We start from the raw sequence: 25,750 nt of genomic DNA on the forward strand, positions 1-25,750 counted from the left end.
TTTAACGATGCCCTATTATATTAAGATAATGCTGACCATTTCGGCATGTTTTGTAATCCTGTTTGCCCGTGCGCAGCAAACCACTCCCATTATTGATAGCATTGAAAAACTCTTGCCAACACAAAAGGATAGTGTGCTGGCAGCTTCGTACAACGAACTTACCTGGCAATACCGCCTGGTAGACAGGGATAAAGCCATTAGCTATGGCAATAAAGCCATTGCCTTGGGTAATCAGCTGCATTATAACAAAGGGGTGGCCCAGGCGTATAATGACCTGGGAATTATTTTTTACGATAAAGAAAACTATGATACCGCAATTTACCTGTACCAGCAGGCCCTGAAAATTCGCCAGCAAATGAACGACGATTTGGGTATTGCCAAATTGTATAATAAAATAGGGATTGTTTACCAACGCGAAAGTGTGTTTGATAAAGCGCTGGACAACCAGATTAAAGCACTGGATATTTTCAGAAAATTTAATAACGATATCGGGGTCTCATACTCGCTTAATAATATTGGTATTGTAAACCAGAACATGGGGCAATACGAGGAAGCGATTAAATATCACTTGCAGTCGGTGGCCATTAAAGAAAAAATAGGGGATAAAACCGGGCTGGCAGGATCTTTTGTAAATATTGGCAATATTTACCTTATTCAGGAGGATTTTGATAGTGCCAGGATTTTTTATATAAAAGCTACAGATATGTGCCGGCTATTGGGCGATAAGGAGTATTTATCCAACTCGCTGAATAACCTGGGTAAACTATATATCAAAACCAGGGATTTTGCCAATGCCTTGCCGGTTATTAAAGAATCGTACCAGTTACGCAGTGAACTTACAGATACCAAGGGCATGGTAAGCTGTCTGAGTAATTTAAGTGAAATATATATTGGTCTAAAGCAATACGATAGTGCTGCAGCTGTTTTAAACAAGGGGATGGTAATGGCAAAATCGGCCGTAAACTGTAAGCCCGAATTAAATGGTATTTACCAGAATTTTGCCAACCTGTATGAAGCCACCGGCGATACCGGCAAGGCCCTGGCCATGTATAAATTATACTCCACCACCAAAGATTCTTTATATACAGATGAACTGGGCGAAACCTTTGCCGATTTAGCCACCAAGTATAAAACACTGGAAAAAGAAAACCAGATTCAGCAACAGGAATTTGAAATAAAACAGCGCAATTACTGGATTGCCGGTATTGCAGGTTTACTGGTGTTGGGGGCTTTGCTGGGTTATTCTTACTACCGCAGAATGCGGTTGCAGCAACAGGCAAAGCTGCAAACGGAAATACTAAAACAACAGGAACTGGCTACCAAAGCGGTTATTGAAGCAGAAGAAAGAGAGCGTAAGCGCATTGCCGGCGATTTACATGATGGCGTGGGTCAAACCATGAGCGCAGCCAAAATGAACCTCTCCGCCATTCAAAGTAACCTGCCATTTGTAAGCGAAGAGCAGCGCATTAATTTTGAAAAAGTAGTACACCTTATTGATGAAAGCTGCCAGGAAGTAAGAACCGTTTCGCATAATATGATGCCCAATGCGTTATTAAAAGCAGGCCTTTCCTCTGCCGTAAGGGAATTTATTGATAAGATAGACCAGCATATTATAAAAATAAGTTTGTACACCGAGGGTTTAAATGAAAGGATTGATACCAATGTGGAAACGGTACTCTACCGTGTAATTCAGGAATGTGTAAACAATGTAATAAAACATGCAGGAGCCAGCCAGCTGGATATTTCCCTGATAAAAGACAAAGAAGGCATCAGCACCACCATTGAAGACAATGGTAAAGGGTTCGACAGTAAAGACACCACCAAATTCAATGGCATCGGGTTAAAGAATATTCAAAGCAGGATAGATTATTTAAAAGGTACAGTAGAGTGGGATTCATCACCCGGTAATGGTACATTGGTGGCAATACATGTACCTGTAAGCCTATAACAATATTTTATGATTTAAGAACCTGTGACAAATATGTAATGGTTGGCTGACAAGCATCAGTTGTTGGTATCAACCAAAACAGTTAATTTGTACAAGACATTTTACCACAAAAGCTAAAAAGAAATACCGGTAAAAATTGTAACCAACCGGAACACACCACAGGAGACAGATGCTTTTTTAGTACAAGTGTTAAATTATTATGTAATCCAATGAACAGCCCTCACATCAAAATTGCCATTGTAGACGATCACCGTATTGTGATCGACGGTATTAAATCCTTGCTGGAAGATCACCCTTCTTTTAAGATTGTTGCCTGCTCTACTTCCTCCGGCCAAATGCTGGAGACTTTACAGCAAACACCAGTTGATATTCTGCTTACAGATATCATGATGCCCGAAATGACGGGGCAGCAACTGGCAAAAGCAGTAAGAAAACAATTCCCTGCTATAAAAATTCTTGCCCTTAGCATGAGTGGCCAGGGCGATATTGTAAGTGAAATGATTAACGATGCAGATATTGCAGGGTATGTATTAAAAAATATCAGTAAAGAGGAGCTCACCACCGCCATTCTTAAAATTGCCGGCGGCGGTATTTATTTTAGCGATCAGGTATTGGTAGAATTGGAACGTTTTAGCAATATGCAAAAACAAAACGATGAAGCCCATCTTACCCAGCGCGAAATAGAAATTATTAAACTAATAGAAAAAGAACTTAGTAATAAAGATATTGCCGATACACTCTACATTAGCGAAAGAACCGTAGAAACACACCGTAAAAATATATTTCGCAAAACCAAAACCAATAGCGTAATTGGCCTGGTTAAATATGCTTACGAACATAAACTAATCTAATTACAGCCCTATGGCCAAACCGGCCTTAATACCCACCCACGATGCAAAACCAGCAGGGTTGCTGCGGGTAAACCCTTCATAATCCATTTGTATTTCCAATGGGCCCAGTTTAACACCGGCACCCGCATCGGCGGTAAATTTTTGTGTGGCATCTGTATACTTGTTTTTAATATTGGCAATGCCCATATCGCCATGCAAATACACCAGTTTGCCAATAATATATTGCCTTATTCCTGCTTTAAAAGGTACTACGGTTAAAGCACCTGCGCTATTATTGCCGGCTGCGCCAAAACTGTTATAGCCAACCGTTCCCACAATAAAGGTTTTTTTCCAGCCAATACCCAGCCCGGCTTCTGCGCCAATGCCTGCGGTGTATGCATTGTTTAATTGGGCATCTGCAGGTTTATTGTAGGCGCCATGCCCAAAAACAAATACCAGCTTTTGCGCATGCGCCTTATTTGCTAAAACACCCATACAACTGCAAAGCAGCAACAGGGCAATTGGTTTAACGGTAATTTTTTTCATATAAAATCTTTGTATTTTAAAATAGGCAATTAAAATGCCAAATCAATTAACTTGCGTAAAACAATTGAATGCTTTCCAAAAAAACCCAATATGCTTTTAAAGCCTTAATGTATCTCTCGCAGGAATACGAAAGCGGCCCCATACTTATTGCCGACATAGCCGTTAAAAAAAAGATACCGCTTAAGTTTTTAGAGAATATTTTGTTACAATTAAAAAAAGCCGGCATTCTCGAAAGTAAAAAGGGCAAAGGCGGCGGCTATTTTCTGGCCCGTGACCCACACCAGATTTTACTGGCCGATGTTTTACGCCTTGTAGATGGTCCCATTGCCCTGCTGCCCTGCGTTAGCCTGCATTTTTACGAGAAATGCAAAAACTGCGACGAAAACAACTGCGGACTTAACCGCGTAATGATAGAAGTAAGAGATGCCAACCTGGCCATTTTAGAAAAGAAAACCGTAGCCGATATAGCCAATTTATAAAGCCATTTTTTGGGGCCAAAAGCCAGTACTGCTATGCAGCATCCTTGCGTCGCACTCTTGTACGGTTGGGTACTATATGCAGCAAATACCTATACAACTACCCCCAAAAAGGCATAAAGCAAGGCAGTGTTTTTACCTGCCCCCAACACAGCAGCACTACCATATATAAATAAATTGCAATAAAAATTTAATGTGCTAACCACCCGGTTTGTGCATATTCTCGCTATATTACAAACCTATTAATACCCAGAATCCAACCCATGCTAAACGCAACAATAGAATTTTAAAACAAATGGGTGTGTTAAAAAGCACCACCCTTGCAAACAGGTACCAAGCTATATTTCCTGAGTATGCGTTTTTATACATTATAAAACCAACCAACACGTATGAAACAATTAACCCTAATTGCATTTGTTTGCATTGCTTGTATGTATGTTTCTGTAGCGCAGCCTGGTACTCTTGATAGCAGTTTTGGGCAAAATGGAAAAGTAATTACTAGTTTCAATAATGATGTTTCAATTTGCTACGGTTCAGCTACGCAAAAGGATGGGAAAATAATCGTAGTTGGAGGTGGCAACATAGATAACGGTCAAGGAGGTTTTCTGGCAGTCCGTTATACTATTGAAGGGCAACTGGATGCAACATTTGGTGTGGGAGGAAGGGTTCTTGTAACTTTTGAAGAAGGAAGTGGAGAAGCACGAGATGTAGCAATACAAAATGACGGCAAAATAGTAATTGTTGGTTATGGCGGTACTACCAAAACAACACCTAATGATATTTTTTTAGTAAGATTAAATTCTAATGGATTAGTCGATTCCACTTTTGGACTTAATGGAAGAGTTATTACTGATTTTAATAATTATGAAAATGCAAGGGCTATAGCAATTCAAAGTGATGGTAAAATTATTGTTGCAGGGAACTTTGAGCAACAAAAATTTCTAATAGTAAGGTATTTATCAAATGGGGTAATTGATAACACTTTTGGCGAAAATGGAAAAGTAATAGCACCTTGGGGTGGACTTGCATTCGCAAATGATGTTTTAGTACAACCAGACGGCAAGATAATTACATGTGGGTCAAGTGGTGGAATTGCTGTAATTGCACGCTATTTTCCCAATGGTATTCCTGATTCTGCTTTCGGCACTAATGGAGTTATATCAAATAGTTTTGGTTTTGCATCTACAAGTTTTAAAAATGTATCTCTTGATAAAAGTGCTTCCATTATTGCAGCGGGTTCAGCAGGTGATGGCATAGGCAATAACATGCTATTAGTAAAATACAATTTAATAGGAAAGCTCGATTCAAGCTTTGGCGTTGGCGGAAAAACAGTAATCACATTTAATGAGGGTTTTTCCAGAGTTTCTGCAATCGGATTGCAAAAGGATGGAAAAATTGTTGCAATGGGAGATGTATATAATCCATTCAATGGCAAGAAAAATAATTTTGCTGTTGCAAGAGTAGTTTCTGATGGCACTATTGATGAATCTTTTGATTTGGACGGGAAAGTTATTACAGATTTTGGCAGTGATTATTGGGAATATGCAGTAGATGGTTTTTTAACTGCTGAAGAAAAAGTTGTCGTTGTTGGCAATTCTGGTAACTATGATTCCCCCGTTGGTTATGCAATATTATTAGCCCGTTACAACGGCGATGCCCCCGAAAAAAACAAATACCTCCGCATCAAACACTGGCTGCACCACCACGGCATTACCTGGGAGGATAAACCCAATAACCTGATTAATTATTACAGCATACAAAGCAGCACCAATGGCAATGCATTTACTGAGGTAGCACGTATATTTAGTAACCATAATGGGGGCATACAAACCTATACTGCGGCCAACAATGCCACTGCCAATTACCGGGTAGCAGCCATAAGCAATACGGGTAATATTACCTATAGCAATACACTTACTTTAACCGCTACGCCCACCATACAACTCTACCCCAACCCCGCCAAAAACAACCTGCAAATAAAGGGCTTACCCGCAGGCACCACCAAACTTACGGTAACAGATATAAGGGGCAATACCAGCATAATAGCCACCACCAACAGCACGGTATACAATATAAATATAGCACAGCTAACCAGCGGCAACTATCTGCTACATATTAAAACCGCCAACGAGGTTATTACCAAACAGTTTATAAAAGAATAAGCAAAAAATGCATTGTATGAAATCACTCCTCATTTTATTGGTATTGGTAAATTGTATGTACATAAGTAAAGCGCAGCCTGGTACTCTTGATAGCAGTTTTGGTGCAAATGGAAAAGTATTAGGTGAAGCTTTTCAAGGAGTTGCAAACTCGATGATTGTTCAGCCTGATGGTAAGATAGTTATTGGGGGAACACAATATGGTGAACACAGTGGTTTTCTAGTTGCGCGTTATAATATGAATGGTACATTGGATATTAATTTTGGTGACAGTGGACGCGCAGTAAATAATCTTGGAGATGTAGCGTTCAGTAAGATAATTTATTCTATTGCGCTACAAAAGGATGGAAAAATTGTGGCTGTTGGGCAATATGCAAGTACAGGTGATAATAGTGGATTTGCTATAATGCGCTTTAATTCAGATGGAAGTATTGATAAACAATTCGGGGATAACGGACTTACAATAACATCAGTATCTGGCAATTATGATATTGTTCGGGATATGGGTATATTACCTGATGGAACAATTATAGTTACTGGGGATACTGAAAAGAATCCCAACGACAATAAACGATCATTTTTAGCAAGCTATAATAGCAGTGGAAATTTAAATGAAAGTTTTGGAAATAAAGGCATACTTATAATCACACTCATAGATGTTGCTGATATAAGAGCATTGGGGATAACAAATGATTCCAAAATAATAATTGGAGGTTATTATAAAACATTTGAGAAAAGCATTTTATTGAAATTTAATTCTGACGGAAATGCTGACAAATCATTTGGAAATAATGGATTAGCAGAGCTTTCGTTTAATAGCAATATCTACTTTAATCAATTAAATGACATAGCAATTAACCCTGACAATTCTATTGTAGCAACTGGATTTGTTCAGCAATTTTCAAATGAATATTATAATATCATTGCCGAGAAGTTTCTTTCAAACGGAACGCCTGATAGTAGCTTTGGAACTAATGCCTATTCTTTAATTGGAATAGAAAAAAAGAACATTTATGCAAACTCAGTTCTATCTGAATCTAACGGAAAAGTTATTGCATCTGGATACTATGTAGATAAAGGAATAGGGTATTTTTTAGTATCTGCCTTTACGAAAAATGGGAAACCTGATTCAACATTTGGTATCAATGGAATACAAACAACATCTTTTGAAGGATCTGGAACGGCTTATTGCTCCGCGCTTCAAGAAGATGGTAAGATTCTTTTAGCTGGTACGAATGCCGATTATTCTATACCACGCTATCAGGTAGCAATAACCAGATACATGGGAAATGGTAGCGATAAATTGATGTATGTAAAAATAAAACACTGGCTGCACCACCACGGCATTACCTGGGAGAATAAACCCAATAACCTGATTAATTATTACAGCATACAAAGCAGCACCAATGGCAATGCCTTTACTGAGGTAGCACGTATATTTAGTAACCACCATGGGGGCATACAAACCTATACTGCGGCCAACAATGCCACCGCCAATTACCGGGTAGCAGCCATTAGCAATACGGGTAATATTACCTATAGCAATACACTTACTTTAACCGCTACACCCACCATACAACTCTACCCCAACCCCGCCAAAAACAACCTGCACATACAGGGCTTGCCCGCTGGCACCACCAAACTTACGGTAACAGATATAAGCGGCAACACCAGCATAATAGCCACCACCAACAGCACGGTATACAGCATAAACATAGCACAGCTAACCAGCGGCAACTACCTGCTACATATAAAAACCGCCAACGAGGTAATAACTAAACAGTTTATAAAAGAATAACCAAAAATGCATTGTATGAAATCACTCCTCATTTTATTGGTATTGGTAAATTGTATTTACATAAGTAAAGCGCAAACCGGTACGCTTGATAGCAGTTTTGGCATCAATGGAAAAGTTATAAGCGAAACTTTCAAGGGGCGCATCAATGGAGTTGCAGTCCAAAAGGATAACAAAATTCTTATAGTAGGTTCAGGAAATTATGATGACAAAGGAGGTTTTCTTATAGTTAGATACAATCCCGATGGGAACCCAGATGAAAGCTTTGGGAATTCTGGAAGGGTAATTACAACTATCGCTGGCGCAGCAAATGAATTTTTATCAGTAGCTGTTCAATCAGATGGAAATATAATAGCTTCCGGGTACTATTCCCCTAGTGGCTCAGGATCTGTAGATGCTGTCCTAATTAGATATAAGTCGAATGGTACTCTTGACAGTACTTTTGGAAATAATGGTATCGTTATTACTAATATTGCCCGTTGGGATTACCCTTATGATTTGACTTTACAGAAGGATGGTAAAATTTTAATTGTTGGTGATAAAAGGATAAATGACAATGATAACCAAACATCATTTATTGCTCGATATAACATTAATGGTAGTCTTGATGAGGGATTTGGGATAAATGGCATACAATTAACGACTTTTAATAGCCTAATTAAGATGCGTTCAATAGCATTAACTTCAGACGAAAAAATCATAGTTGGTGGTACATATGGCGCTGGGGACGCATTTATTCTTGTTAGCTACTTAACTAATGGAGCTATAAACCCTGAATTTGGAAATGCCGGCAAGGCAACCTTATCATTATCAGATGGGGAGTTGGACGAAATTAAGATTCAAGTTGATGGGAACATATTAGCTACAGGTGTAGAAAGAAATAACGTTATTATAGCAAGATTTACAAAGAGCGGTGGGATTGATAATACATTCAGTAACGATGGGTTTAATGATAAAGTTTTTGAATCAGGTTTTTCCGATGGGAAAACTATTTTGTTACAGCCCGATATGAAGATAATAGTTGCTGGAAATAGGAGTAATAATAATGGTTCGTTTTATACCGTTTGTCGTTTTAAATTGGATGGTACATTAGATTCTACTTTTGCTACAAATGGTATTCAGCTCACATCTTTTGATGAAAGCACGTCTACACTAGTTTGTAATGATGCGGCATTACAAGCTGATGGAAAAATTGTTTTGGTTGGTAACTTAACAGAAGGTTTTCCGCCAGGTATATACGCAGCTTTGGCTAGATATAATAATGATAAGGGTTTAGGATCAAATCCACAATATGTAAAAATCAAACACTGGCTGCACCACCACGGCATTACCTGGGAGGATAAACCCAATAACCTGATTAATTATTACAGTATACAAAGCAGCACCAATGGCAATGCCTTTACTGAGGTGGCACGTATATTTAATAACCAGCATGGTGGCACACAAACCTATACAGCAGCCAACAATGCCACCACCAATTACCGGGTAGCAGCAGTAAGCAATACCGGCAATATTAAGTACAGCAATACACTTACTTTAACCGCCACACCCGCCATACAACTCTACCCCAACCCCGCCAAAAACAACCTGCAGATACAGGGCTTACCCGCAGGCACCACCAAACTTATAGTAACAGATTTAAGCGGCAATACCAGCATAATAGCCACTACCAACAGCACGGTATACAGTATACATATAGCACAGCTAACCAGCGGCAACTACCTGCTACACATTAAAACTGCCAACGAGGTTATAACCAAACAGTTTATAAAAGAATAAGCAAGCCAGGGCATATATATTAGGTAATCCGGATTTTGCAGTTGGCTGTATTGGATGTTAAAAGCTGAATTATATGCTGTAGTACAAGTGTGCGACGCAAGCTAAGATGCCATTGAAACCTGCCGCCTGGTTCAACATATTTCTATTGCAAAATTTGGGTGTAACTATACCACAAAAAAAAGGATAATACCACCACTGTATTATCCTTTTTTAATAAAGCAAACAAGCCCCGCCCTATATGGCAAAGCCTGCCCTAACCACCACATCAACAGTACCTGTATTGGTAAATTGCAGGTTGGTTTTTGTGGTATCTAAACCCATTTCTGTCAAGGTTTTCTTGTAAGTAATTTGTGGTTGTGCGGTAAAGCCATTGCCGCTGGTGCAGGCAGTACCGGCATCATCGGTACTGCACACAATAATACCATTACCACCAATAACCCGCAGGTATAATTGCTTGCCACTGGTTAAGCTGCCGCTAACAAAATTAATCAACCCATTGGCAGGCACGGTATAATTGCTAACATCAAAACCTGCAGAATCGCTGCCGCCACCGCTATTATCTATGGCACGGCTTAATACCCAACCACTATACAAGGGTTCGTTGGTATATTGGTAAATGGCCATTTGGTCATCCGCATTGCCAAGTACTACATCTGCATTACCAAATAAAGTACCTACCTGTTCACCGGCTACCTGACTGTTTATTTGCTCAGTTCTTGGTTTTTGTACCCAGTCTTTAAAACTGTTGGTTAAACTGTTTAAACTGGTAATGGTAGCGGCATTAACACCCCAGGGTGCCAGTTGGGCGCTTAAGGGGGTAGCCACATCCAATATCCTGTCGCTAATAACCAATACATCCGCATCCCGGCTATTATACAGGTCAGTTTTAACAAGGCTAACCAATTGCTTTTTAGCCGTATTGGCATTAGTGGTGTAATAGCCCCGGCAGGCGGCAGCAACGGTAAGAATAACAGTTTCTAACTGGGTACGTACTTCGGCTTTGTTTTGTGTATAACCTGTAAGGTCACGGGTGGCGGTACTGTCTGCATCTACAATGGCATTTATGGTAGTATCAAGGCTGGTAGCCAGTACCGCAATGGCGGGGTTAATGGCAAGGGTGGCAGCATTGTTTTGCAGGTACAGTTTGCATTTAATAAACATGCCTAATTTGTCTTCCTGAATTGCGTTCATAATTTTAAGATGTTAGGTGAGGGTTTAAGTTAAAAAATATTGCAGAAAAACACCAAAAAAACGCCTCCTTTTTTTCAAAAAAAACCGTATTTAATGCATTGTTTATCAATTAGATGTGTAAATTTCCCGTCCACATGGCAATAGTGTCTGTCCACATGACAATAGTGTCCGTCCATAGGGCAATAGTGTCCGTCCATAGGGCAATAGTGTTTGTCCATAAGGCAATAGTGTTCATCCATAGGGTAATAGTGTCCATCCATTAGGCAATAGTGTCCGTCCAGATGGCGAACCTGTCCGTTTAGATGTTTTTTTGGCATTTTTGAGCTCCAAAATGAAACATATCCCGCCCCAAAAAAATAGTACGGCAGCTTGTTCATGTTCAAAAAATTTTTTACTTTAATCGGGTAATTGTTTCCCTAAACAATAAACACACCCTATGATTCATATAAATATTGCAGCCCTGGCCAAATTGCGCGGCATACGCCACCCGCACAGGCATTTAATAAAAGCTGGTATTAGCGATAAAGTAGCAAGGGAATATTTAAGAGGTAAAAAAGACCGGCTGGTAGTGCAGCATATAGAAATATTGTGCGAGTTATTCAATTGCAGCCCCAACGAATTATTTGTATGGCAGCCCGATAATAAGGCCAAAGACACGCCGCAACATCCCCTGCAGGTAATACGCGTACAACCCCTGCCCGATACCATACAGGCATTACAACAGATACCCGTAGCCGAAGTAAAAAAGTTAATGGAAAACCTGCAGCAGCAAAAGCAACCATAGCCAGCCGGCGGGTAGCCCTGCGCCAATTAATTAATTGAAATAAAACATTTTTGGCCCGGGCAATAGCAATGTTATGCAGCATCCTTGCGTCGCACTCTTGTGCGGTTGGGTACTTTATTGGGCTTTTATAAGTAGGAAAAACTAGCAGATAGGCATGGTAGAGACATGCACCATCTATTTGAAAAACGTACTATATAAGAAGTGATTATCTCCACCAGACTTTTTTTGGTATGGCTATTTAGTTCGTTTGATTTTGAGTTACTGTGAATTGCATGAGCCCCATACTTACTATCAACATTCCTTCACTGACAGTCCTAAAGACGGGCAATATTTACTATTTTTGATAAATGAGTTTGGACAAAAAAGATTTACAACCTTTAGGTGAAGTTTTCGGTTTTCCTATTAACAATGAAAGTGATAGAGCAAAACGTTATCGGGACAATAAGCTTTGTCCATATAATAACATCGTCTCAAACTGCACAAAAAACAGTATTGAGTTTCCATTAGGTGTTTGTAGTCTAAATCATAAAGACAAACAGGTAATCATATGCCCAATAAGGTTTAGAGAAGATTGGACTATCATAAGTGATGCAGCTAATTTTATTTTTGACAGCAAGGCGACATGGACTCATGTTGGGGAAGTAAGACTTAAAGACAAGCATGGTAAATCCGCAGGCAATATTGACTATGTTTTAGTTTCTTATGACGATAAAGGCCGTGTTTTAAACTTTGGTTCACTGGAAGTTCAAGCTGTTTACATTTCAGGTAACTTAACAGGGCCGTTCACTGCATATCTAGAAAGCCCAACACCCAAGTTTAACTGGATGCAGGCCTTCAAATATCCAAAACCTGATTACCTATCATCGTCAAGAAAAAGACTTATCCCACAAATAATTGCGAAAGGTTCAATCTTGAAGCAATGGAATAAAAAACAGGTTGTTGCCTTACAAACAAGTTTTTATAACACGTTGCCTTCTCTTCCGGAGTTTGATAAAGCTGATTCTGATTTTGCATTTTTCCTCTATGACCTTGTGCCTGATAATAAAACAAAAGTATTATCTCTCAAACTTCAAAGAGTGGTGTATACCAATTTCGCAAGTGCATTAGAACAGATAGCCAAATTTGAAGCAGGTTCTATTAGTCAATTCACTGAAATGTTACAGAAGAAACTTGACGCTAAACGAGCAGGATCATCAGATATTGATAACCTTGAAAACATAGTTGTAGAATGAAAAATCAATTGACTATGTTCGATATTGGCGAACAAAACCCAACTCAATCCATCATTAATGTTGCATCTGTTCCTCAACGCAGCCCTTTTCGTTATCCAGGAGGCAAGACATGGCTAATCCCGACTGTTAGACAATGGTTAAAACAAGAAAGTAAAATTGCGAAGGAATTAATAGAACCATTTGCAGGTGGTGCTATTGTTAGTTTGACAGCAGCATTTGAAAAAATGGCTGAACACATTACGATGGTAGAAATGGACGAAGAAATTGCTGCGGTTTGGCAAGTTATTTTAAACGGTAAAAATAAATGGCTTGCAGACAAAATTTATTCTTACGACTTGACACATGCAAACGTAAAATCTGAATTAGAAAACCCAAACAAAAAACTACAGGACATTGCATTTTGTACAATATTAAAAAATAGGGTTTTTCATGGAGGTATTCTTGCAAAAGGTTCTGGAATGATTAAAAACGGGGAGAATGGTAAAGGAATTACTTCCCGTTGGTATCCAAAAACACTGCGTGACAGAATACTTGCAATAAACTACGTTAAAGACAAGATAACATTTATTTCAGGTGATGCTTTTGAAGTGTTAGAAGAAAATGTAAATAGCGAAAGTTCTTACTTTTTTATTGACCCGCCATACACAATTGCTGGCAAACGCCTATACACATATTTTGAAATTGACCATGAAAGATTATTTGAACTTACTTCTCAACTAAAAGGAAAGTTCATGCTGACATATGATGACACCCCAGAAATACGACAGCTTGCAAACAAGTACAATTTACAATTCAGGACTATACCAATGAAGACAACGCTTCATTTTGAAAAAAATGAAATTATTATTTCAGACAACTTCTCATGGTGGTAAGATAGTAGCTTCTGTTAACAATAGATTTGCCAAAAGGAGCGGACGAAAGCCGTGTGTTAACTTTTTGTTTGTCTCGCCCTTCAATAAGTTGCCAAATAATCAACATGAAATTGTCCTCGAAAACGCTTTCCCCCCCCCTTCCTTAAAAACTCCTTACTTCATCACAATCTCCTTCAATAAATCCCTTTCTCTTTAAAGGTCTTAGTATTGTTAATGCAGGGTAGTGAGTTGTTGTTGCAGGGCTTTTTCCTTGCGGGAGGGGCGTTTGATTTCGGGTATCAGATTAGTTAGGGTCTCGAATTGGTTGGTTCACTGTACCCTTCGCCGTTGTTGTAGTTGTCTCCAACCACCTTCGCATTCATCTTCGCTTCGATAAAAGCTCCACAAAATTCCGAACGTACAAGAGTGCGACGCAACGGCTGCCTCATACAGCATCTGCTGCCGGGTACATAATGGCTGTATTAGTGCCAGTTTCCCTAACTGCCGTAACAAATAATTATCTTTACGGCTCATGCAATACACATTAAAAAAATCGCTGGGTCAGCACTTTTTAAAAGACGAGCATATTTGTAAGCAAATTGTGGCTGCCCTGCAACAAAGTCAGTCGGCCACCGGCATAACCCAATGGCTGGAAGTTGGCCCCGGTGCGGGTGCACTTACCAAATACCTGTTACCACTGCCGGGTATTAATTTTAAAGCAGTAGAACTGGATACTGAAAAAGTAAACTACCTGCAGCATACCTATCCTGCCATACAAGGCAAAATTATTCACCAGGATTTTTTAGAAATAGCACCCCCATTTACCGATAGCTTTTTGGTGGTGGGTAATTTCCCTTACAATATTTCTACCCAAATTGTATTTAAAGTGCTTGATTGGAAAGCACAGGTACCGGTAATGATTGGCATGTTTCAAAAAGAAGTGGCCGAGCGTATTGTAAGTAAAAAAGGCTCGAAAGTATATGGTATTTTAAGTGTACTGGTACAGGCATTTTTTGCGGTAGAATATTTGTTTGATGTACCGCCCGAAAGCTTTAATCCGCCACCCAAGGTAATGAGTGGTGTAATACGTTTTACCGCTTTGGAAAATAAACCAGCCATACGCAGCGAACGCGATTTATATGTGCTGGTAAAAGCGGCCTTTAACCAACGCCGTAAAATGTTGCGCAATGCCGTTAAAAGCCTTTTTGATGAAACGGTATTGGAAGAAGCCTTGTTTAGCAAAAGAGCCGAACAATTATCGGTAGAAGATTTTGCCGCACTTACCTTTCGCATGAGGTAGATAGTAATAAAGATGAATTGATTAATTTTTTGAGTAGAACTATGGATAAAACAGTGTTAATTACGGCTAAAGTGCATCCTTATTTGGCAGAGCGTTTACAAAGTAGCGGGTATACCGTTAATTATTTACCTGCTATTACCTATAATGAATTGCCGGCCGCCATTGCCAATGCCACCGGACTTATTATAACCACCCGCTTACAAATAGATAAACCAATTATTGATGCGGCTGCCCACTTGCAATGGATTGGGCGGCTGGGCAGTGGTATGGAACTAATTGATGTACCCTATGCAGAAAGCAAAGGCATTACCTGTGTTAGCAGCCCCGAAGGCAACCGCAATGCCGTAGCCGAACATAACCTGGGCTTACTGCTAAACCTGATGAACAACATTAGCAGCAGCTTTACCCAGTTACAGCAGGGCCAATGGATACGCGATGCCAACCGAGGCACCGAATTAAGCGGCAAAACCGTTGGCATTATAGGCTATGGCAATACCGGTGCTGCTTTTGCCAGGCTATTAGAACCCTTTAATGTTACTGTATTGGCTTACGATAAATATAAAGCTGGTTTTGCCAATCATTTTATACGCGAAGCGGCCCCCGAACATATTTTTAAATATGCCGATGTGGTTAGTATGCACATTCCCTTAACCGCCGAAACCCTGCATTTTGCCAATGATGATTTTTTTAATGCCATGGAACAGCAGCCCTATTTTTTAACTGCCTGCCGCGGAAAAGTAACCGATACCGCCGCATTGATGAGGGCCTTGCAAAACCAAAAAATTGCCGCCGCAGGTATAGATGTGCTGGAAAACGAAAAATTAGATACCCATACCGCAATACAAAAGGAGCAGTTACAATGGCTTTGCCAGCAATCTAATGTAATTGTAACGCCCCATATTGCCGGTTATAGCCACGAAGCTTATTTTAAAATGGCCAAAATTGTTTTAGATAAGCTTAGTATTTAGTAAGGCGCAAAAAAAGGATGGCTTTATCATTTTTTCATAGTACAAATAATTTTACTACTTTTACACCAGCAACGCTTCAGCAGGTCTGAAGCGTTGTTATTTTTTTGTATGTAGTTAAACAAATAAGACTATGAGTGATGTAATGTATGTTTCAAAAGAAGCTTTTGAAAGAATGAAGGAAGAACTGCAGCACATGAAAGCAGTAGAAAGACCAGCCGCATCAAGGGCTATTGCAGAAGCAAGGGAAAAAGGTGATTTAAAAGAAAATGCAGAATACGATGCCGCTAAAGAAGCACAGGGAATACTGGAAGCTAAAATGAAATTACTGGAAACACAGGTGGCCAGTGCCCGTGTGGTAGACCCCAATGATATTGATTTAAGCAAAGTATCTGTAATGACCAAAGTAACCATTACCAATATGGCTACTAAAAAAACCATGACCTACCAACTGGTTGGCGAAAAAGAAGCTGATCTAAAAGCGGGTAAAATTTCTGTAGGCTCGCCCATTGGCAAAGGCTTGCTGGGCAAGGTAATTGGCGATATTGCAGAAGTGCAGGCGCCCACTGGTATTATTAAATTTAAAGTAGAAAATATCGGTATTTAAATGATGCTGTATGGTATAAAACCACCTCTGTTTGGGGTGGTTTTTTGTTGGTAATATGTAATAAAGGCTAATACAAATTAATTTGGGGCATTCATCCAATAAAAATACTGTACTGTGGTAGCGGCTATCCGTTACTACTCCGCCACATCCCAAACGCACAGGCCTTCAGCGGGGTATCCACTTCTATCCGCCTGCCCTTCAGCTGCTGTAATTGGGTTGGGCAAAAGGCCATATGGTGCCAATAATTTGCCTGTTTATACTGCTACAAAAACCTAATTTTACGCCTTAACATAATTGCACAACATGACTATTTTTTCCAAAATAATTGCCGGCGAAATACCCTCATATACTATTGCAGAAAACGAACGTTTTTTTGCCTTTCTCGATATATTTCCCATGGCAAAAGGCCATGTGCTGGTAATACCCAAAATAGAAACCGATCATTTTTTTGATGTGCCCGATACTTATTTGTCTGAATGGCTGGTATTTGCAAAACCCATTGCCAAAGCCATTGAAAAAGCATTTCCCTGCAACCGCTGTGGTATAGAGGTAATAGGCTTAGAAGTGCCACATGCACATATGCACCTGGTACCCATCAATTCTGCCGATGATCTTAATTTTACCCGTAAAAAATTAACACTAAGTGCGGCTGAGTTAAAAGAAGTGCAGGAGAAAATACTGGCAGCTTTATAGCATAAACCAGTAAGGGTGGGAGTGTGGTTTATTTTTTAACCCTCTCCGGGTTTTTAGATAGAAAATCATCCCAGCCTTTAAAGCCCTTGCTAACACCTTTAAGTGCCGATGAAGTTTGATAATGATGGCATAATGCCACGGCAAGTGCATCCGTAGCATCAAAGTATTTTGGGGCTTCCTGTATGTTTAATACACGTTCTAACATATGCCACACCTGCTCTTTGGCCGCATTGCCGTTACCGGTAATGGATTGTTTTACTTTTTTGGGTGAATACTCAGTCACCAGCACTTTGCTTTGCATGGCAGCAGCTATAGCTACACCTTGTGCACGGCCCAGCTTAAGCATACTTTGTACGTTTTTGCCAAAGAAGGGTGCTTCAATGGCAAAGGTTTGGGGTTTATATTGTACAATCAGGCTATGCACTTTGGTATGTATCATTTCCAGCCTTTCGTAAATATCTTTTATGGCACCCAGTTTTAATACATCCATTGTTAAAATGCTGATATCGTTACCCTTTACTTCAATAATAGCATAACCCATTATCACTGTACCCGGATCTATTCCTAAAATAACTGTGCTGTTTTTTATTGCTGCCATAGTATGCGTACAAAGAAAGATAATTTACACATCATTTTCCCTGTTTTTGATTTATAGTATTGTCATTGCTATTTAATTAGGCTTTACCAACAGAGTTATGCCATTGCATTTATGCCAGATGCCACAAAGGGTGAACCCTGCAGTGTGCGACGCAAGTAAAGCTGCATAAGTGTTCCCCCGCCGGGCTCAATATAATTTCCACTTTACACACTATTATGCCACTTAAAGAAATTATAACTGTTTGCTGCATGATAAAGTTATACTTTCAAAAAAATTATTGCAAGTGGATGTATTAACACTTAATGGTATTACCAAAAACTACGGTAAAATTTGTGCACTTAATAATGTGTCTTTTACAGTGCCTGAAGGCAGTGTATTTGGCATTTTGGGCCCTAACGGTAGCGGTAAAACTACTATGTTGGGTATTGTGCTAAATATTTTAAAACCCAGTGCCGGCAGCTTTACATTAATGGGCCAGCCTTCAACGGTTAATATGCGCAAACATATTGGCACTTTACTGGAAACGCCCAATTTTTATCATTATTTATCCGGCGAAAGAAACCTGCGTATTGCAGCAGAAATAAAGGGTAAGGGGCACGATGGTATTGAAGATGCATTGCGTAAGGTAAACCTGCTTCACCGCAAGGATAGTAAATTCAGTACTTACTCTTTGGGTATGAAACAAAGGCTGGCAATTGCCGCTGCATTACTGGGTAACCCTGATGTATTAATATTCGACGAGCCTACCAATGGCTTAGACCCTGTGGGTATTGCCGAAATTCGCGAATTAATTACCCGTCTGGCTGCGGAAGGTAAAACCATTATCATGGCCAGTCATATGCTGGATGAGGTAGAAAAGGTTTGTACCCATGTTGCCATACTTAAAACCGGCGTATTAATTACTGCAGGTAAAGTAGATGAAGTACTCACCAACGAAGACCTGGTTCAAATTGGTGCAGCAGATATTAACGCTTTGTCGCAAATACTACAAGGTTATTCCGGATGCACTGCTATAAAGCAACTGGGTAGCCACTTACAGCTATCTTTTGCACAAGGCACTGCCCATTTGGAAAGCATCAATACTTTTTGTTTTAATAATGGCATTGTATTAAACCATTTGCAATTAAAGAAGAAGAGTCTGGAAACCAAATTTCTTGAACTTACCAATAAATAACATCATGCGGCAACTGTTAAAAATAGAATGGCTCAAAGTAAAAAATTATAAAACCTTCTGGGTTTTATCTGCCTTATACTTATTAAGCATTTGGGGTATAAATTATATTGTATTTGTATTTCAGCGTAAAGTATATGCCAATAAAGAAGCAGGAGATATGGCTAAGCTTTTTTTAGGTGGCCCTCCCTATGCTTTTCCCAAAGTGTGGCAAATGACTACCAATGTTAGTAGTTACCTGCTATTTATTGCCGGCTTAATTATGATTATTCTGGTTACGAATGAGTTTACTTTTAAAACCCACCGCCAAAATGTAATTGATGGTGTAACCCGCACACAATTTATAATAACCAAACTGGTTTGTGGTTTTATTATTGCCCTGCTATCTACCGTTTTTGTTTTTTTTACGGCGCTTTATTTTGGACTGGTAGAAGAAAGCAGTACCATTAGTTTTAGCGATATGCAATATTTGTTTTACTTCTTTTTACAGGCATTAAATTATTGCTGGCTGGCCATATTTATCAGCTTATTGGTAAAGCGCAGTGGTATTGCCATTGGCGTGTTTTTCTTATATACCATTGTCTTAGAAAACGTGCTGGTGCAAATGCTAAATTTTTATTTTGATGGTGCCGGCCGTTACCTCCCCATACAAAGCAGCGATGAATTAATTCCCGTGCCCGTATTTGAAAGTTTGCAAAAGCAAATTTCGTGGATTGAGATTAGTGTATACACTTTAATTTTGCTGGTATGTATGTATTTGGCTGCCTGGTTCTTTATTAGCAAAAGAAAATTTGAAACCGACGATCTGTAAAACAAATATGTATTGGCCCGGCAATTAAGCTACATGCAGCTTTACTTGCGTCGCACACTTGTGCGTTCAGATAAATGGGCAGCAAAAGCATGCTATATTATTTTGGCAGTAAGGTTGGTAACCGCCGCTTCAATAGAAGGATACAAAAATTGAAAACCGGCCTGCTTTATTTTGGTAGCACTAACTGTAGCACTTTTTAGTACTTCCACACTCATTTCGCCCAGTACTAGTTTAAGTGCAAACGCAGGCACATGCAGTGGAATATAATAATTACCCCGCATGGCTTTGGCAAGGCAAAGCGTAAGTAATTTATTGCTAACCGGTGCTGGCGCAACGCCATTATATATGCCTTGTAAATTGTTTTCTAATGCATATAAGTACATGCGGCAAATATCTTCAATATGAATCCAGCTGATTACCTGAGTTCCGCCACCCAGAATAGCGGCTGTGCCAAACTGCAAGGGCTTTTTAAACTCTGCCAAAGCGCCACCGGCATTGCTTAAAACGATGCCAGTTCTTATGATGGCCAGGCGCTTTCCTAATTTTGTAACGGGTTCTATACTTTCTTCCCACTGCTGGCAGGTATCACCCAGAAAATCTGTGGCAGCCGGTTCTGTTTCTGTAAAGGGCTTAATGGTGGAAATGGCTCCATCATCTGCACCATACCAACCAATAGCAGAGGAACTAATTACCCCCTGTACCTGATTGGGTATTTCGGTTAATGCTTTTACCAATAGAGTACCACTTTGGGTGCGGCTGTTAAGAATTTCTTTTTTGCGGGCATCACTCCATCTTTTTTCTGCCACACCGGCACCCGCCAGGTGAATAATATAATCTGCACCGGCAACCGCATTAGCATCAATTGTGCCGGCATTAACGTTCCATTGGGCGTACGATAGCTGCGGATTAGTGCTGGCAGGCGCAGTGCCGCGGGTAAGAATAATTACCTTATAGCCTTTGTTTAACAACATGGGTGTTAAAGCTGTACCTATTAAGCCTGTGCCACCTGTAATGATAACTGTTTGCATATGGTTATATTATTTCAAAATAACAACAATGTACACCGTATGTTTTGTTTCAGCTGTTAATATCCGGGTTTTATTTGAATAGAATGGGTGCAGTACAAGAGTGCGACGCAAGTAAAGTTGCAAATAGGTACCCATGCCTGGCTCAAAAAATTATAAGCATAAGACAAAAAAAATCCCTCCTGATGAACAGGAGGGAAACAACTAAAAACAACTAAAACTTATTTGGTGTTAATCTGGCTTTTTACCTTCCAGGAATGAATTGAACGAGGATAAATTGGTGGTATCATCATTCTCATTCTTTTTTACAGTGTATTTGCTATAAAACTGTTCGGCCGACGTTAACGTATTGCCGAATAATTCCATATTTCTGCGTACATAGGCGGGTACATTATCGTACTCGTTATTGGCCTCTTTAGAGTTCATGTTAAAAGAAAGGTTGCGCAGTTTATTAATGCGTTCTGTAGCACGTTTGCGCTGGTCCTGCTCCTCGTCAAACGAATTATTTTCCGGTGACTGGTAAGCATCAGCAACAGGCTTTGGTGCCTGCTCTTCTTTTACCACTAATGTAAATGCCGTATTATCTTCTGGTGTTGGTTCTTCTTTTACAAACATAACAGGTTCCTGTACCGGCTCCTCTCTGATAAACATTTCAGGTTGAGGTGCAACCAAAGACTCAGGTGCTTTTTGTACCACAGGAGGCTGCGTGTATGCAGGCATTACAGTTTGCTGCACAGGTGCTGGAATTTGCTGCGGCGCCGGCACCGGTGTTTGCATGAATGATTGCTGTGGTTCTGAAGCATAAATGTTTTTAGGCTTGTTTAATAAACTACTTCCCATAAACATTGGCTTGTTAACAGGTTCCTCTCTTTCGGTATAAGTAATTTGTGGTTCAGTGGGTACCTCTTTTACCGGAGTAGCAACTGGTATTGCTGTTTCCTGTACAGGAATTGCTGCAGGCATTTCCAGTTCAAAATGTACAACCGTTTCTTCTGGTACCGGAGCTGTGGTTGTTGCAGGTGTAGTAAAGGTAAACATGGGTGTAGCACTCACTTCTTCCTGCTCCATAATAGTGGGTGCATAAGGATCTGTCTCTTCTTTTTCAACAAAAGGAAGTGGTTGCTGGTTGTACATCTTTTTTTCCTCACCATCAATACCCAAAGTCATCACTATTTTTTCTTCTGTTTTTGGTTGCTCCTTAATTACCACCGGTTCTTTTTTAGCAAAAGGATCTTTGAATTCAAAGCCGGTAGCAATAACAGTAATACCAATTTTATTGCCCAGTGTATTATCGTAGCCTGTACCAATAATTAAATCAGCATGTTCGCCACTTTGCAAACGCAGGTGGTTATTAATGATTTCAAATTCATCCATCGTACATTCATGTTCACCTTCTGCACTATTGATGTTTACCAATATCCATTTCGCTCCGCGGATATCACTGTCGTTCAGCAATGGAGAATTCAATGATTCTTCAATGGCTTTTTGTGCCCTGTCTTCTCCTTCAGCAGTTGCATTACCCAGAATAGCTACACCACCATTTTTCATTACGGTGCATACATCGGCAAAGTCTACAATGATGGTACCACGGCTATTGATGATATCGGTAATACATTTGGCAGCGGTAGCCAATACATTATCAGCCTTGCCAAAGGCTTCAGTCATTTTAAGATTACCATATTGCATGCGCAATTTATCGTTGCTGATAACCAGCAAGGTATCTACATAAGGTTGTAACTGCCTGATGCCTTCTTCTGCCTGCTTTAAACGGCGTGGGCCTTCAAAGCTAAAAGGGGTAGTTACAATACCTACCGTAAGAATACCCAGGTCGCGGCATATTTTGGCAATAATGGGTGCGCCACCTGTACCGGTACCACCGCCCATACCTGCTGTAATAAATGCCATTTTGGTATTTACTTCCAGTATGCGGCGTATTTCATCCAGTGATTCTTCGGTGGCCTGTTTGCCTACCTCTGGGTTGGCGCCAGCGCCCAGCCCTTGTGTTAAATGGGGGCCCAGCTGTATTTTGTTATGTACTTTACTTTGTTCAATTGCTTTGGCATCTGTATTACATATGACGAAGTCAACGCCCTCAATATCCTGTTCGAACATAAAATTTACTGCGTTGCTTCCACCGCCACCCACACCAAGAACCTTGATGATAGATGATTTTTGTTTGGGCAGATCAAAATGTATCATAATAACTAAATTTAATGTAATGGTTAGTAGTAATAATTCTCAATGCTATATACCGATGTTTAAGTAAGTGTAAGCACCTGTATATAAGTGTATTTCTGTTTTAATTATTTAATTTCTGTATCACCTTCTTCTTTAAAAAGGTCTATCATACTTTCTTTGAATTTATCCCAAACACTGTTTAATCCTTTGCGTTTTTTGGTATCAACAGTGGTGGTGTTATTGGCATGAGCTTCTTCATTTTGTGTAGTACCGGTATCATGTTTTTTTAATACTTCAGGTACTTTTACATTCAGAAAATTCTGGTCAAAATCCTTGCGTTTATTTTCATAATCGCTGTACCCTTTTAATATTAAACCAATACAGGTAGAATACATGGGTTTTCTCAACTCGTCAATATGGTTGGCTGCCAGGTGTTCTGTTGGAAAACCTATTCTTGCATTTAACCCGGTTGTATATTCTGTTAACTGAATTAGATGTGTTAATTGTGCACCTCCACCCGTTAGTATAATACCACCATTCAGCTGGCGATGATCCATGCCAATTTGTTTTAGATGATAAGTAACAAAATCAAGTATTTCGCCCATTCTGGCTTGTATAATATTGGCCAGGTTTCTTACGCTTATTTCTTTTGCAGGCATGCCTTTTAAGCCCGGTATGGTAATATAGGCATTGGCTTTTGCCTCGTTAGATAAAGCACTGCCAAACTGTACTTTCATGGCTTCTGCCTGTGTTTTAAGAACGCCAAGGCCCATACGTATATCGCTGGTAATATTCTCGCCACCAAATGGAATTACTGCTGTATGTCTTAAAGTGCCTTCATAGAAAACTGCAAGATCGCTGGTGCCACCTCCAATATCAAGAATAGCTACACCTGCTTCCATATCAATCTCGCTCATTACAGCGCTGGAAGATGCCAATGGTTGCAATACCAGGTCTTTGGTTTTTAAACCACTGCGTTCTACTGCGCGGTTAATATTGCGTATGGCATTTTTATCGCCGGTGATAATATGAAAATTGGCACCCACTTTTACACCATTATAGCCAACGGGATCTTTAATGTCATTCAGATTGTCCACATGAAAATCCTGCGGAATAACATCAATAATCTGGTCGCCTGCCGGTATAAATGTTTTGCGTTGATTTTCAATTAGCTGTTCAATTTCTGAATGTTTAATTTCAATTTCCGGATCCTGCCTTACCATATCGCCACGTGTTTGCAGGCTTTTAATATGATGGCCTGCTACACCTACATATACTTCGTTTATTTCAAGATCGGGATTGCTGTTAATGCAATTGTCTAATGCCTGTTGAATAGCTTTAATGGTTTGGTCAATATTCAACACCTGTCCGTGTTGAACACCATTGCTGTTAGCCCTGCCAAAGCCCAGAATTTCCAGTTTCCCGTACTCATTCTTTCTGCCGGCAATAGCAGCAATTTTTGTTGTTCCAATGTCGAGCCCAACAATAATCGGCTGTTCAGTTTCACCCTTGGGATGTGTTACTGTAACATTAGTGCTCTGGGTCATAGATATGTTTTTAGTTGTTTGTTGTTTATAAAAATTTTAGTTGTCTCCATGTTGTTTTGCATTTATATGAGCCCTGCTATTGCTCATCATGCAGCTTTACTTGCGTCGCACTCTTGTGCGTTTGCCTTTGTGGCAGCTTTTGATAAAATCCCTTGCTTCTTCACTTTAACTTACTCACTTGCTCCACATTGTTCCGAACCCTGAACCGAGCGTGGCAGGTAAAGCTTATTGCTTGTACTTCTGCCGGCTACCAAATATTTATTGTTTTTTTAGTAATGCCTTTGGCTGCTTTTTTACTGCCGCCGGTTTTACTTGTTTTTTTATAGTAACTGGTTTGGCAATCGGCTTTTTATTATTGGCCAAATGCTTTGCTGTATCTGTTTTTACCGCCAATGATTTTATAACAGGTGCAGCATACAGCGTATCTTTTTGCAATTGCTCCAGTCGTTTTTCCATGGCAGCCATTTGCATTTTAGCCGAAGCTGTATCAGCAATGGTAACTGGTGCGCCTTTTTTGGTGGCTACCACCTGGTTTTGATATTGCACATCAATGATGGCATATTTTTCAAAACCTGTTTTGCTCCATACCTGTTGATAGAAAGCTTTTAGCTTAGCAAATTTTGTATCCAGGTCCTGTGCATCGCCAATACGTATCAGTTGATTACCTAGTACAGGACTAAGTTCATAGTTACCCTGTGGTGTAATATCAATTTGTGCTATTTGAGCGCTAAGAAAACTATCGGCCTGTATTTTTAATGCTATATTTTTTACATCTATCAGTAAAAGGCTATCTGGCACACTTAACCTTTTATTATCCGACGGGAACGATGTAAACATAGGCACCCGGGCAGATAATGCTTCGCTTAGCGGCAAACGTGCACAGGCAGTATCAATGTAGAAAGAGGTGCCCAGAACCGTAAAAATTCTGGCAAGAGGTTCTCTCTCTTCAATTACTGTATGCAATACCTGGTTATTATCAAAGAACAAATCAGCTTTTCTTATCCACGCATTTTTAGACAGCTGCTTTTCTATGTTGCGTAAATCTATTTTTGACGTGATGGCCCCTTTAATAGCGCCAAAGTTTTTTAGTATATGCTCAACATCATTTCTGTTTACAAAAACATGTTCGTGTGCTCCATTAATTTCAATTTCTGTTGCTGTACATGCAGCACTGTCTTTTTTTTGAATGGCCGCTACCAGCAGTGTGCAGGTTGCAACGGCCAATAAACTCCACAGTGTTATGCGTACAATCTTTTTCCACATA

23 protein-coding genes are annotated in these 25,750 nt (G+C 39.8%); 15 read left to right on the forward strand and 8 right to left on the reverse strand.

What is annotated here, in order from left to right; genetic code table 11:
* Positions 1 to 28: 28 nt before the first annotated feature.
* A complete protein-coding gene (locus tag GD597_RS16250) occupies positions 29 to 1,948 on the forward strand; it encodes an ATP-binding protein (protein WP_171608953.1) in 1,920 nt (639 codons plus the stop codon).
* Positions 1,949 to 2,157: 209 nt separating this feature from the next.
* Positions 2,158 to 2,799: a response regulator gene (locus GD597_RS16255; RefSeq protein WP_171608954.1), complete on the forward strand. Its 642-nt coding sequence runs from the start codon at positions 2,158 to 2,160 to the stop codon at positions 2,797 to 2,799.
* On the opposite strand, the gene GD597_RS16260 is transcribed toward GD597_RS16255, so the two are convergent.
* Positions 2,800 to 3,324 carry a hypothetical protein gene (locus tag GD597_RS16260; RefSeq protein ID WP_171608955.1) on the reverse strand — a complete coding sequence of 175 codons (525 nt, stop codon included), beginning with the start codon at positions 3,322 to 3,324 and terminating at the stop codon, positions 2,800 to 2,802.
* 68 nt (positions 3,325 to 3,392) lie between these two features.
* Between GD597_RS16260 and GD597_RS16265 the strand changes: the two genes are divergently transcribed.
* The 4 genes from GD597_RS16265 (at position 3,393) to GD597_RS16280 (ending at position 9,533) form a co-directional block, all read left to right on the forward strand.
* A complete protein-coding gene (locus GD597_RS16265) occupies positions 3,393 to 3,803 on the forward strand; it encodes an RrF2 family transcriptional regulator (protein ID WP_171608956.1) in 411 nt (136 codons plus the stop codon).
* Positions 3,804 to 4,189: 386 nt separating this feature from the next.
* Complete coding sequence (locus tag GD597_RS16270; protein ID WP_171608957.1) at positions 4,190 to 5,962, forward strand: T9SS type A sorting domain-containing protein; 1,773 nt, start codon at positions 4,190 to 4,192, stop codon at positions 5,960 to 5,962.
* 16 nt (positions 5,963 to 5,978) lie between these two features.
* Positions 5,979 to 7,757 (forward strand): T9SS type A sorting domain-containing protein, encoded by a 1,779-nt coding sequence (locus GD597_RS16275; RefSeq protein ID WP_171608958.1) that lies wholly within the window; start codon positions 5,979 to 5,981, stop codon positions 7,755 to 7,757.
* 15 nt (positions 7,758 to 7,772) lie between these two features.
* Positions 7,773 to 9,533, forward strand: a complete 1,761-nt coding sequence (locus GD597_RS16280) for a T9SS type A sorting domain-containing protein (RefSeq protein ID WP_171608959.1) — start codon at positions 7,773 to 7,775, stop codon at positions 9,531 to 9,533.
* A gap of 234 nt (positions 9,534 to 9,767) precedes the next feature.
* Here the strand turns inward: GD597_RS16280 and GD597_RS16285 are convergent, their stop codons facing one another.
* Both GD597_RS16285 and GD597_RS16290 read right to left on the reverse strand, forming a co-directional pair.
* Positions 9,768 to 10,724, reverse strand: coding sequence for a hypothetical protein (locus tag GD597_RS16285; RefSeq protein WP_171608960.1), 957 nt, complete (start codon positions 10,722 to 10,724; stop codon positions 9,768 to 9,770).
* A gap of 109 nt (positions 10,725 to 10,833) precedes the next feature.
* Positions 10,834 to 10,980 (reverse strand): hypothetical protein, encoded by a 147-nt coding sequence (locus GD597_RS16290; RefSeq protein ID WP_171608961.1) that lies wholly within the window; start codon positions 10,978 to 10,980, stop codon positions 10,834 to 10,836.
* A 180-nt stretch (positions 10,981 to 11,160) separates the two neighbouring features.
* Here GD597_RS16290 and GD597_RS16295 point away from each other — a divergent pair, with 180 nt between their 5' ends.
* From GD597_RS16295 to GD597_RS16325, 7 genes are all read left to right on the forward strand, one after another.
* Positions 11,161 to 11,508, forward strand: coding sequence for a helix-turn-helix domain-containing protein (locus GD597_RS16295; RefSeq protein ID WP_171608962.1), 348 nt, complete (start codon positions 11,161 to 11,163; stop codon positions 11,506 to 11,508).
* A 347-nt stretch (positions 11,509 to 11,855) separates the two neighbouring features.
* Positions 11,856 to 12,740 carry a NotI family restriction endonuclease gene (locus GD597_RS16300; RefSeq protein WP_171608963.1) on the forward strand — a complete coding sequence of 295 codons (885 nt, stop codon included), beginning with the start codon at positions 11,856 to 11,858 and terminating at the stop codon, positions 12,738 to 12,740.
* Entirely contained in the window at positions 12,737 to 13,612 is an 876-nt protein-coding gene (locus GD597_RS16305; RefSeq protein ID WP_216368610.1) for a DNA adenine methylase, read from the forward strand. The genes GD597_RS16300 and GD597_RS16305 overlap by 4 nt, the downstream gene beginning before the upstream one ends.
* Positions 13,613 to 14,123: 511 nt before the next feature.
* Positions 14,124 to 14,891 carry a 16S rRNA (adenine(1518)-N(6)/adenine(1519)-N(6))-dimethyltransferase RsmA gene (rsmA, locus tag GD597_RS16310; RefSeq protein ID WP_171608964.1) on the forward strand — a complete coding sequence of 256 codons (768 nt, stop codon included), beginning with the start codon at positions 14,124 to 14,126 and terminating at the stop codon, positions 14,889 to 14,891.
* A gap of 41 nt (positions 14,892 to 14,932) precedes the next feature.
* Complete coding sequence (locus GD597_RS16315; protein WP_171608965.1) at positions 14,933 to 15,859, forward strand: NAD(P)-dependent oxidoreductase; 927 nt, start codon at positions 14,933 to 14,935, stop codon at positions 15,857 to 15,859.
* Between the two features lie 130 nt (positions 15,860 to 15,989).
* Positions 15,990 to 16,463, forward strand: a complete 474-nt coding sequence (gene greA, locus GD597_RS16320; RefSeq protein ID WP_171608966.1) for a transcription elongation factor GreA — start codon at positions 15,990 to 15,992, stop codon at positions 16,461 to 16,463.
* A gap of 303 nt (positions 16,464 to 16,766) precedes the next feature.
* On the forward strand, positions 16,767 to 17,156 hold the full coding sequence (locus tag GD597_RS16325; RefSeq protein ID WP_171608967.1) for an HIT family protein: 390 nt from the start codon (positions 16,767 to 16,769) through the stop codon (positions 17,154 to 17,156).
* 28 nt (positions 17,157 to 17,184) lie between these two features.
* On the opposite strand, the gene ruvC is transcribed toward GD597_RS16325, so the two are convergent.
* A complete protein-coding gene (ruvC, locus tag GD597_RS16330) occupies positions 17,185 to 17,754 on the reverse strand; it encodes a crossover junction endodeoxyribonuclease RuvC (RefSeq protein WP_171608968.1) in 570 nt (189 codons plus the stop codon).
* Positions 17,755 to 18,037: 283 nt separating this feature from the next.
* Between ruvC and GD597_RS16335 the strand changes: the two genes are divergently transcribed.
* On the forward strand, positions 18,038 to 18,928 hold the full coding sequence (locus tag GD597_RS16335) for an ABC transporter ATP-binding protein (protein ID WP_171608969.1): 891 nt from the start codon (positions 18,038 to 18,040) through the stop codon (positions 18,926 to 18,928).
* A 4-nt stretch (positions 18,929 to 18,932) separates the two neighbouring features.
* Positions 18,933 to 19,736 (forward strand): ABC transporter permease, encoded by an 804-nt coding sequence (locus tag GD597_RS16340; RefSeq protein ID WP_171608970.1) that lies wholly within the window; start codon positions 18,933 to 18,935, stop codon positions 19,734 to 19,736.
* A gap of 92 nt (positions 19,737 to 19,828) precedes the next feature.
* Here GD597_RS16340 and GD597_RS16345 read toward each other — a convergent pair whose 3' ends face one another.
* The 4 genes from GD597_RS16345 to GD597_RS16360 form a co-directional block, all read right to left on the reverse strand.
* Positions 19,829 to 20,764 carry a TIGR01777 family oxidoreductase gene (locus GD597_RS16345; protein ID WP_171608971.1) on the reverse strand — a complete coding sequence of 312 codons (936 nt, stop codon included), beginning with the start codon at positions 20,762 to 20,764 and terminating at the stop codon, positions 19,829 to 19,831.
* 228 nt (positions 20,765 to 20,992) lie between these two features.
* The gene (ftsZ, locus tag GD597_RS16350) at positions 20,993 to 22,960 is read right to left on the reverse strand and encodes a cell division protein FtsZ (RefSeq protein ID WP_171608972.1); all 1,968 of its coding nucleotides are present in this window, start codon (positions 22,958 to 22,960) and stop codon (positions 20,993 to 20,995) included.
* A gap of 104 nt (positions 22,961 to 23,064) precedes the next feature.
* Complete coding sequence (ftsA, locus tag GD597_RS16355) at positions 23,065 to 24,486, reverse strand: cell division protein FtsA (RefSeq protein WP_171608973.1); 1,422 nt, start codon at positions 24,484 to 24,486, stop codon at positions 23,065 to 23,067.
* A 258-nt stretch (positions 24,487 to 24,744) separates the two neighbouring features.
* Positions 24,745 to 25,749, reverse strand: coding sequence for a cell division protein FtsQ/DivIB (locus GD597_RS16360; RefSeq protein WP_171608974.1), 1,005 nt, complete (start codon positions 25,747 to 25,749; stop codon positions 24,745 to 24,747).
* Position 25,750 lies beyond the last annotated feature (1 nt).

Origin of the sequence: Limnovirga soli (assembly GCF_013106755.1) — a bacterium.
In the GTDB taxonomy this organism is placed as follows: Bacteria; Bacteroidota; Bacteroidia; order Chitinophagales; family Chitinophagaceae; genus Limnovirga; species Limnovirga soli.

Bases quoted from the DNA above. Each gene is read 5' to 3' on its own strand.
- GD597_RS16270 (WP_171608957.1), top strand. From the start codon at position 4,190: ATGAAACAATTAACCCTAATTGCATTTGTTTGCATTGCTTGTATGTAT.
- GD597_RS16345 (WP_171608971.1), bottom strand. From the start codon at position 20,764: ATGCAAACAGTTATCATTACAGGTGGCACAGGCTTAATAGGTACAGCT.
- GD597_RS16295 (WP_171608962.1), top strand. From the start codon at position 11,161: ATGATTCATATAAATATTGCAGCCCTGGCCAAATTGCGCGGCATACGC.
- GD597_RS16275 (WP_171608958.1), top strand. From the start codon at position 5,979: ATGAAATCACTCCTCATTTTATTGGTATTGGTAAATTGTATGTACATA.
- GD597_RS16360 (WP_171608974.1), bottom strand. From the start codon at position 25,749: ATGTGGAAAAAGATTGTACGCATAACACTGTGGAGTTTATTGGCCGTT.
- GD597_RS16305 (WP_216368610.1), top strand. From the start codon at position 12,737: ATGAAAAATCAATTGACTATGTTCGATATTGGCGAACAAAACCCAACT.
- greA (WP_171608966.1), top strand. From the start codon at position 15,990: ATGAGTGATGTAATGTATGTTTCAAAAGAAGCTTTTGAAAGAATGAAG.
- GD597_RS16300 (WP_171608963.1), top strand. From the start codon at position 11,856: ATGAGTTTGGACAAAAAAGATTTACAACCTTTAGGTGAAGTTTTCGGT.
- GD597_RS16325 (WP_171608967.1), top strand. From the start codon at position 16,767: ATGACTATTTTTTCCAAAATAATTGCCGGCGAAATACCCTCATATACT.
- GD597_RS16255 (WP_171608954.1), top strand. From the start codon at position 2,158: ATGAACAGCCCTCACATCAAAATTGCCATTGTAGACGATCACCGTATT.
- GD597_RS16250 (WP_171608953.1), top strand. From the start codon at position 29: ATGCTGACCATTTCGGCATGTTTTGTAATCCTGTTTGCCCGTGCGCAG.
- ftsZ (WP_171608972.1), bottom strand. From the start codon at position 22,960: ATGATACATTTTGATCTGCCCAAACAAAAATCATCTATCATCAAGGTT.
- GD597_RS16340 (WP_171608970.1), top strand. From the start codon at position 18,933: ATGCGGCAACTGTTAAAAATAGAATGGCTCAAAGTAAAAAATTATAAA.
- GD597_RS16265 (WP_171608956.1), top strand. From the start codon at position 3,393: ATGCTTTCCAAAAAAACCCAATATGCTTTTAAAGCCTTAATGTATCTC.
- GD597_RS16280 (WP_171608959.1), top strand. From the start codon at position 7,773: ATGAAATCACTCCTCATTTTATTGGTATTGGTAAATTGTATTTACATA.
- GD597_RS16260 (WP_171608955.1), bottom strand. From the start codon at position 3,324: ATGAAAAAAATTACCGTTAAACCAATTGCCCTGTTGCTGCTTTGCAGT.
- GD597_RS16285 (WP_171608960.1), bottom strand. From the start codon at position 10,724: ATGAACGCAATTCAGGAAGACAAATTAGGCATGTTTATTAAATGCAAA.
- GD597_RS16315 (WP_171608965.1), top strand. From the start codon at position 14,933: ATGGATAAAACAGTGTTAATTACGGCTAAAGTGCATCCTTATTTGGCA.
- rsmA (WP_171608964.1), top strand. From the start codon at position 14,124: ATGCAATACACATTAAAAAAATCGCTGGGTCAGCACTTTTTAAAAGAC.
- GD597_RS16290 (WP_171608961.1), bottom strand. From the start codon at position 10,980: ATGGACACTATTACCCTATGGATGAACACTATTGCCTTATGGACAAAC.
- ruvC (WP_171608968.1), bottom strand. From the start codon at position 17,754: ATGGCAGCAATAAAAAACAGCACAGTTATTTTAGGAATAGATCCGGGT.
- ftsA (WP_171608973.1), bottom strand. From the start codon at position 24,486: ATGACCCAGAGCACTAATGTTACAGTAACACATCCCAAGGGTGAAACT.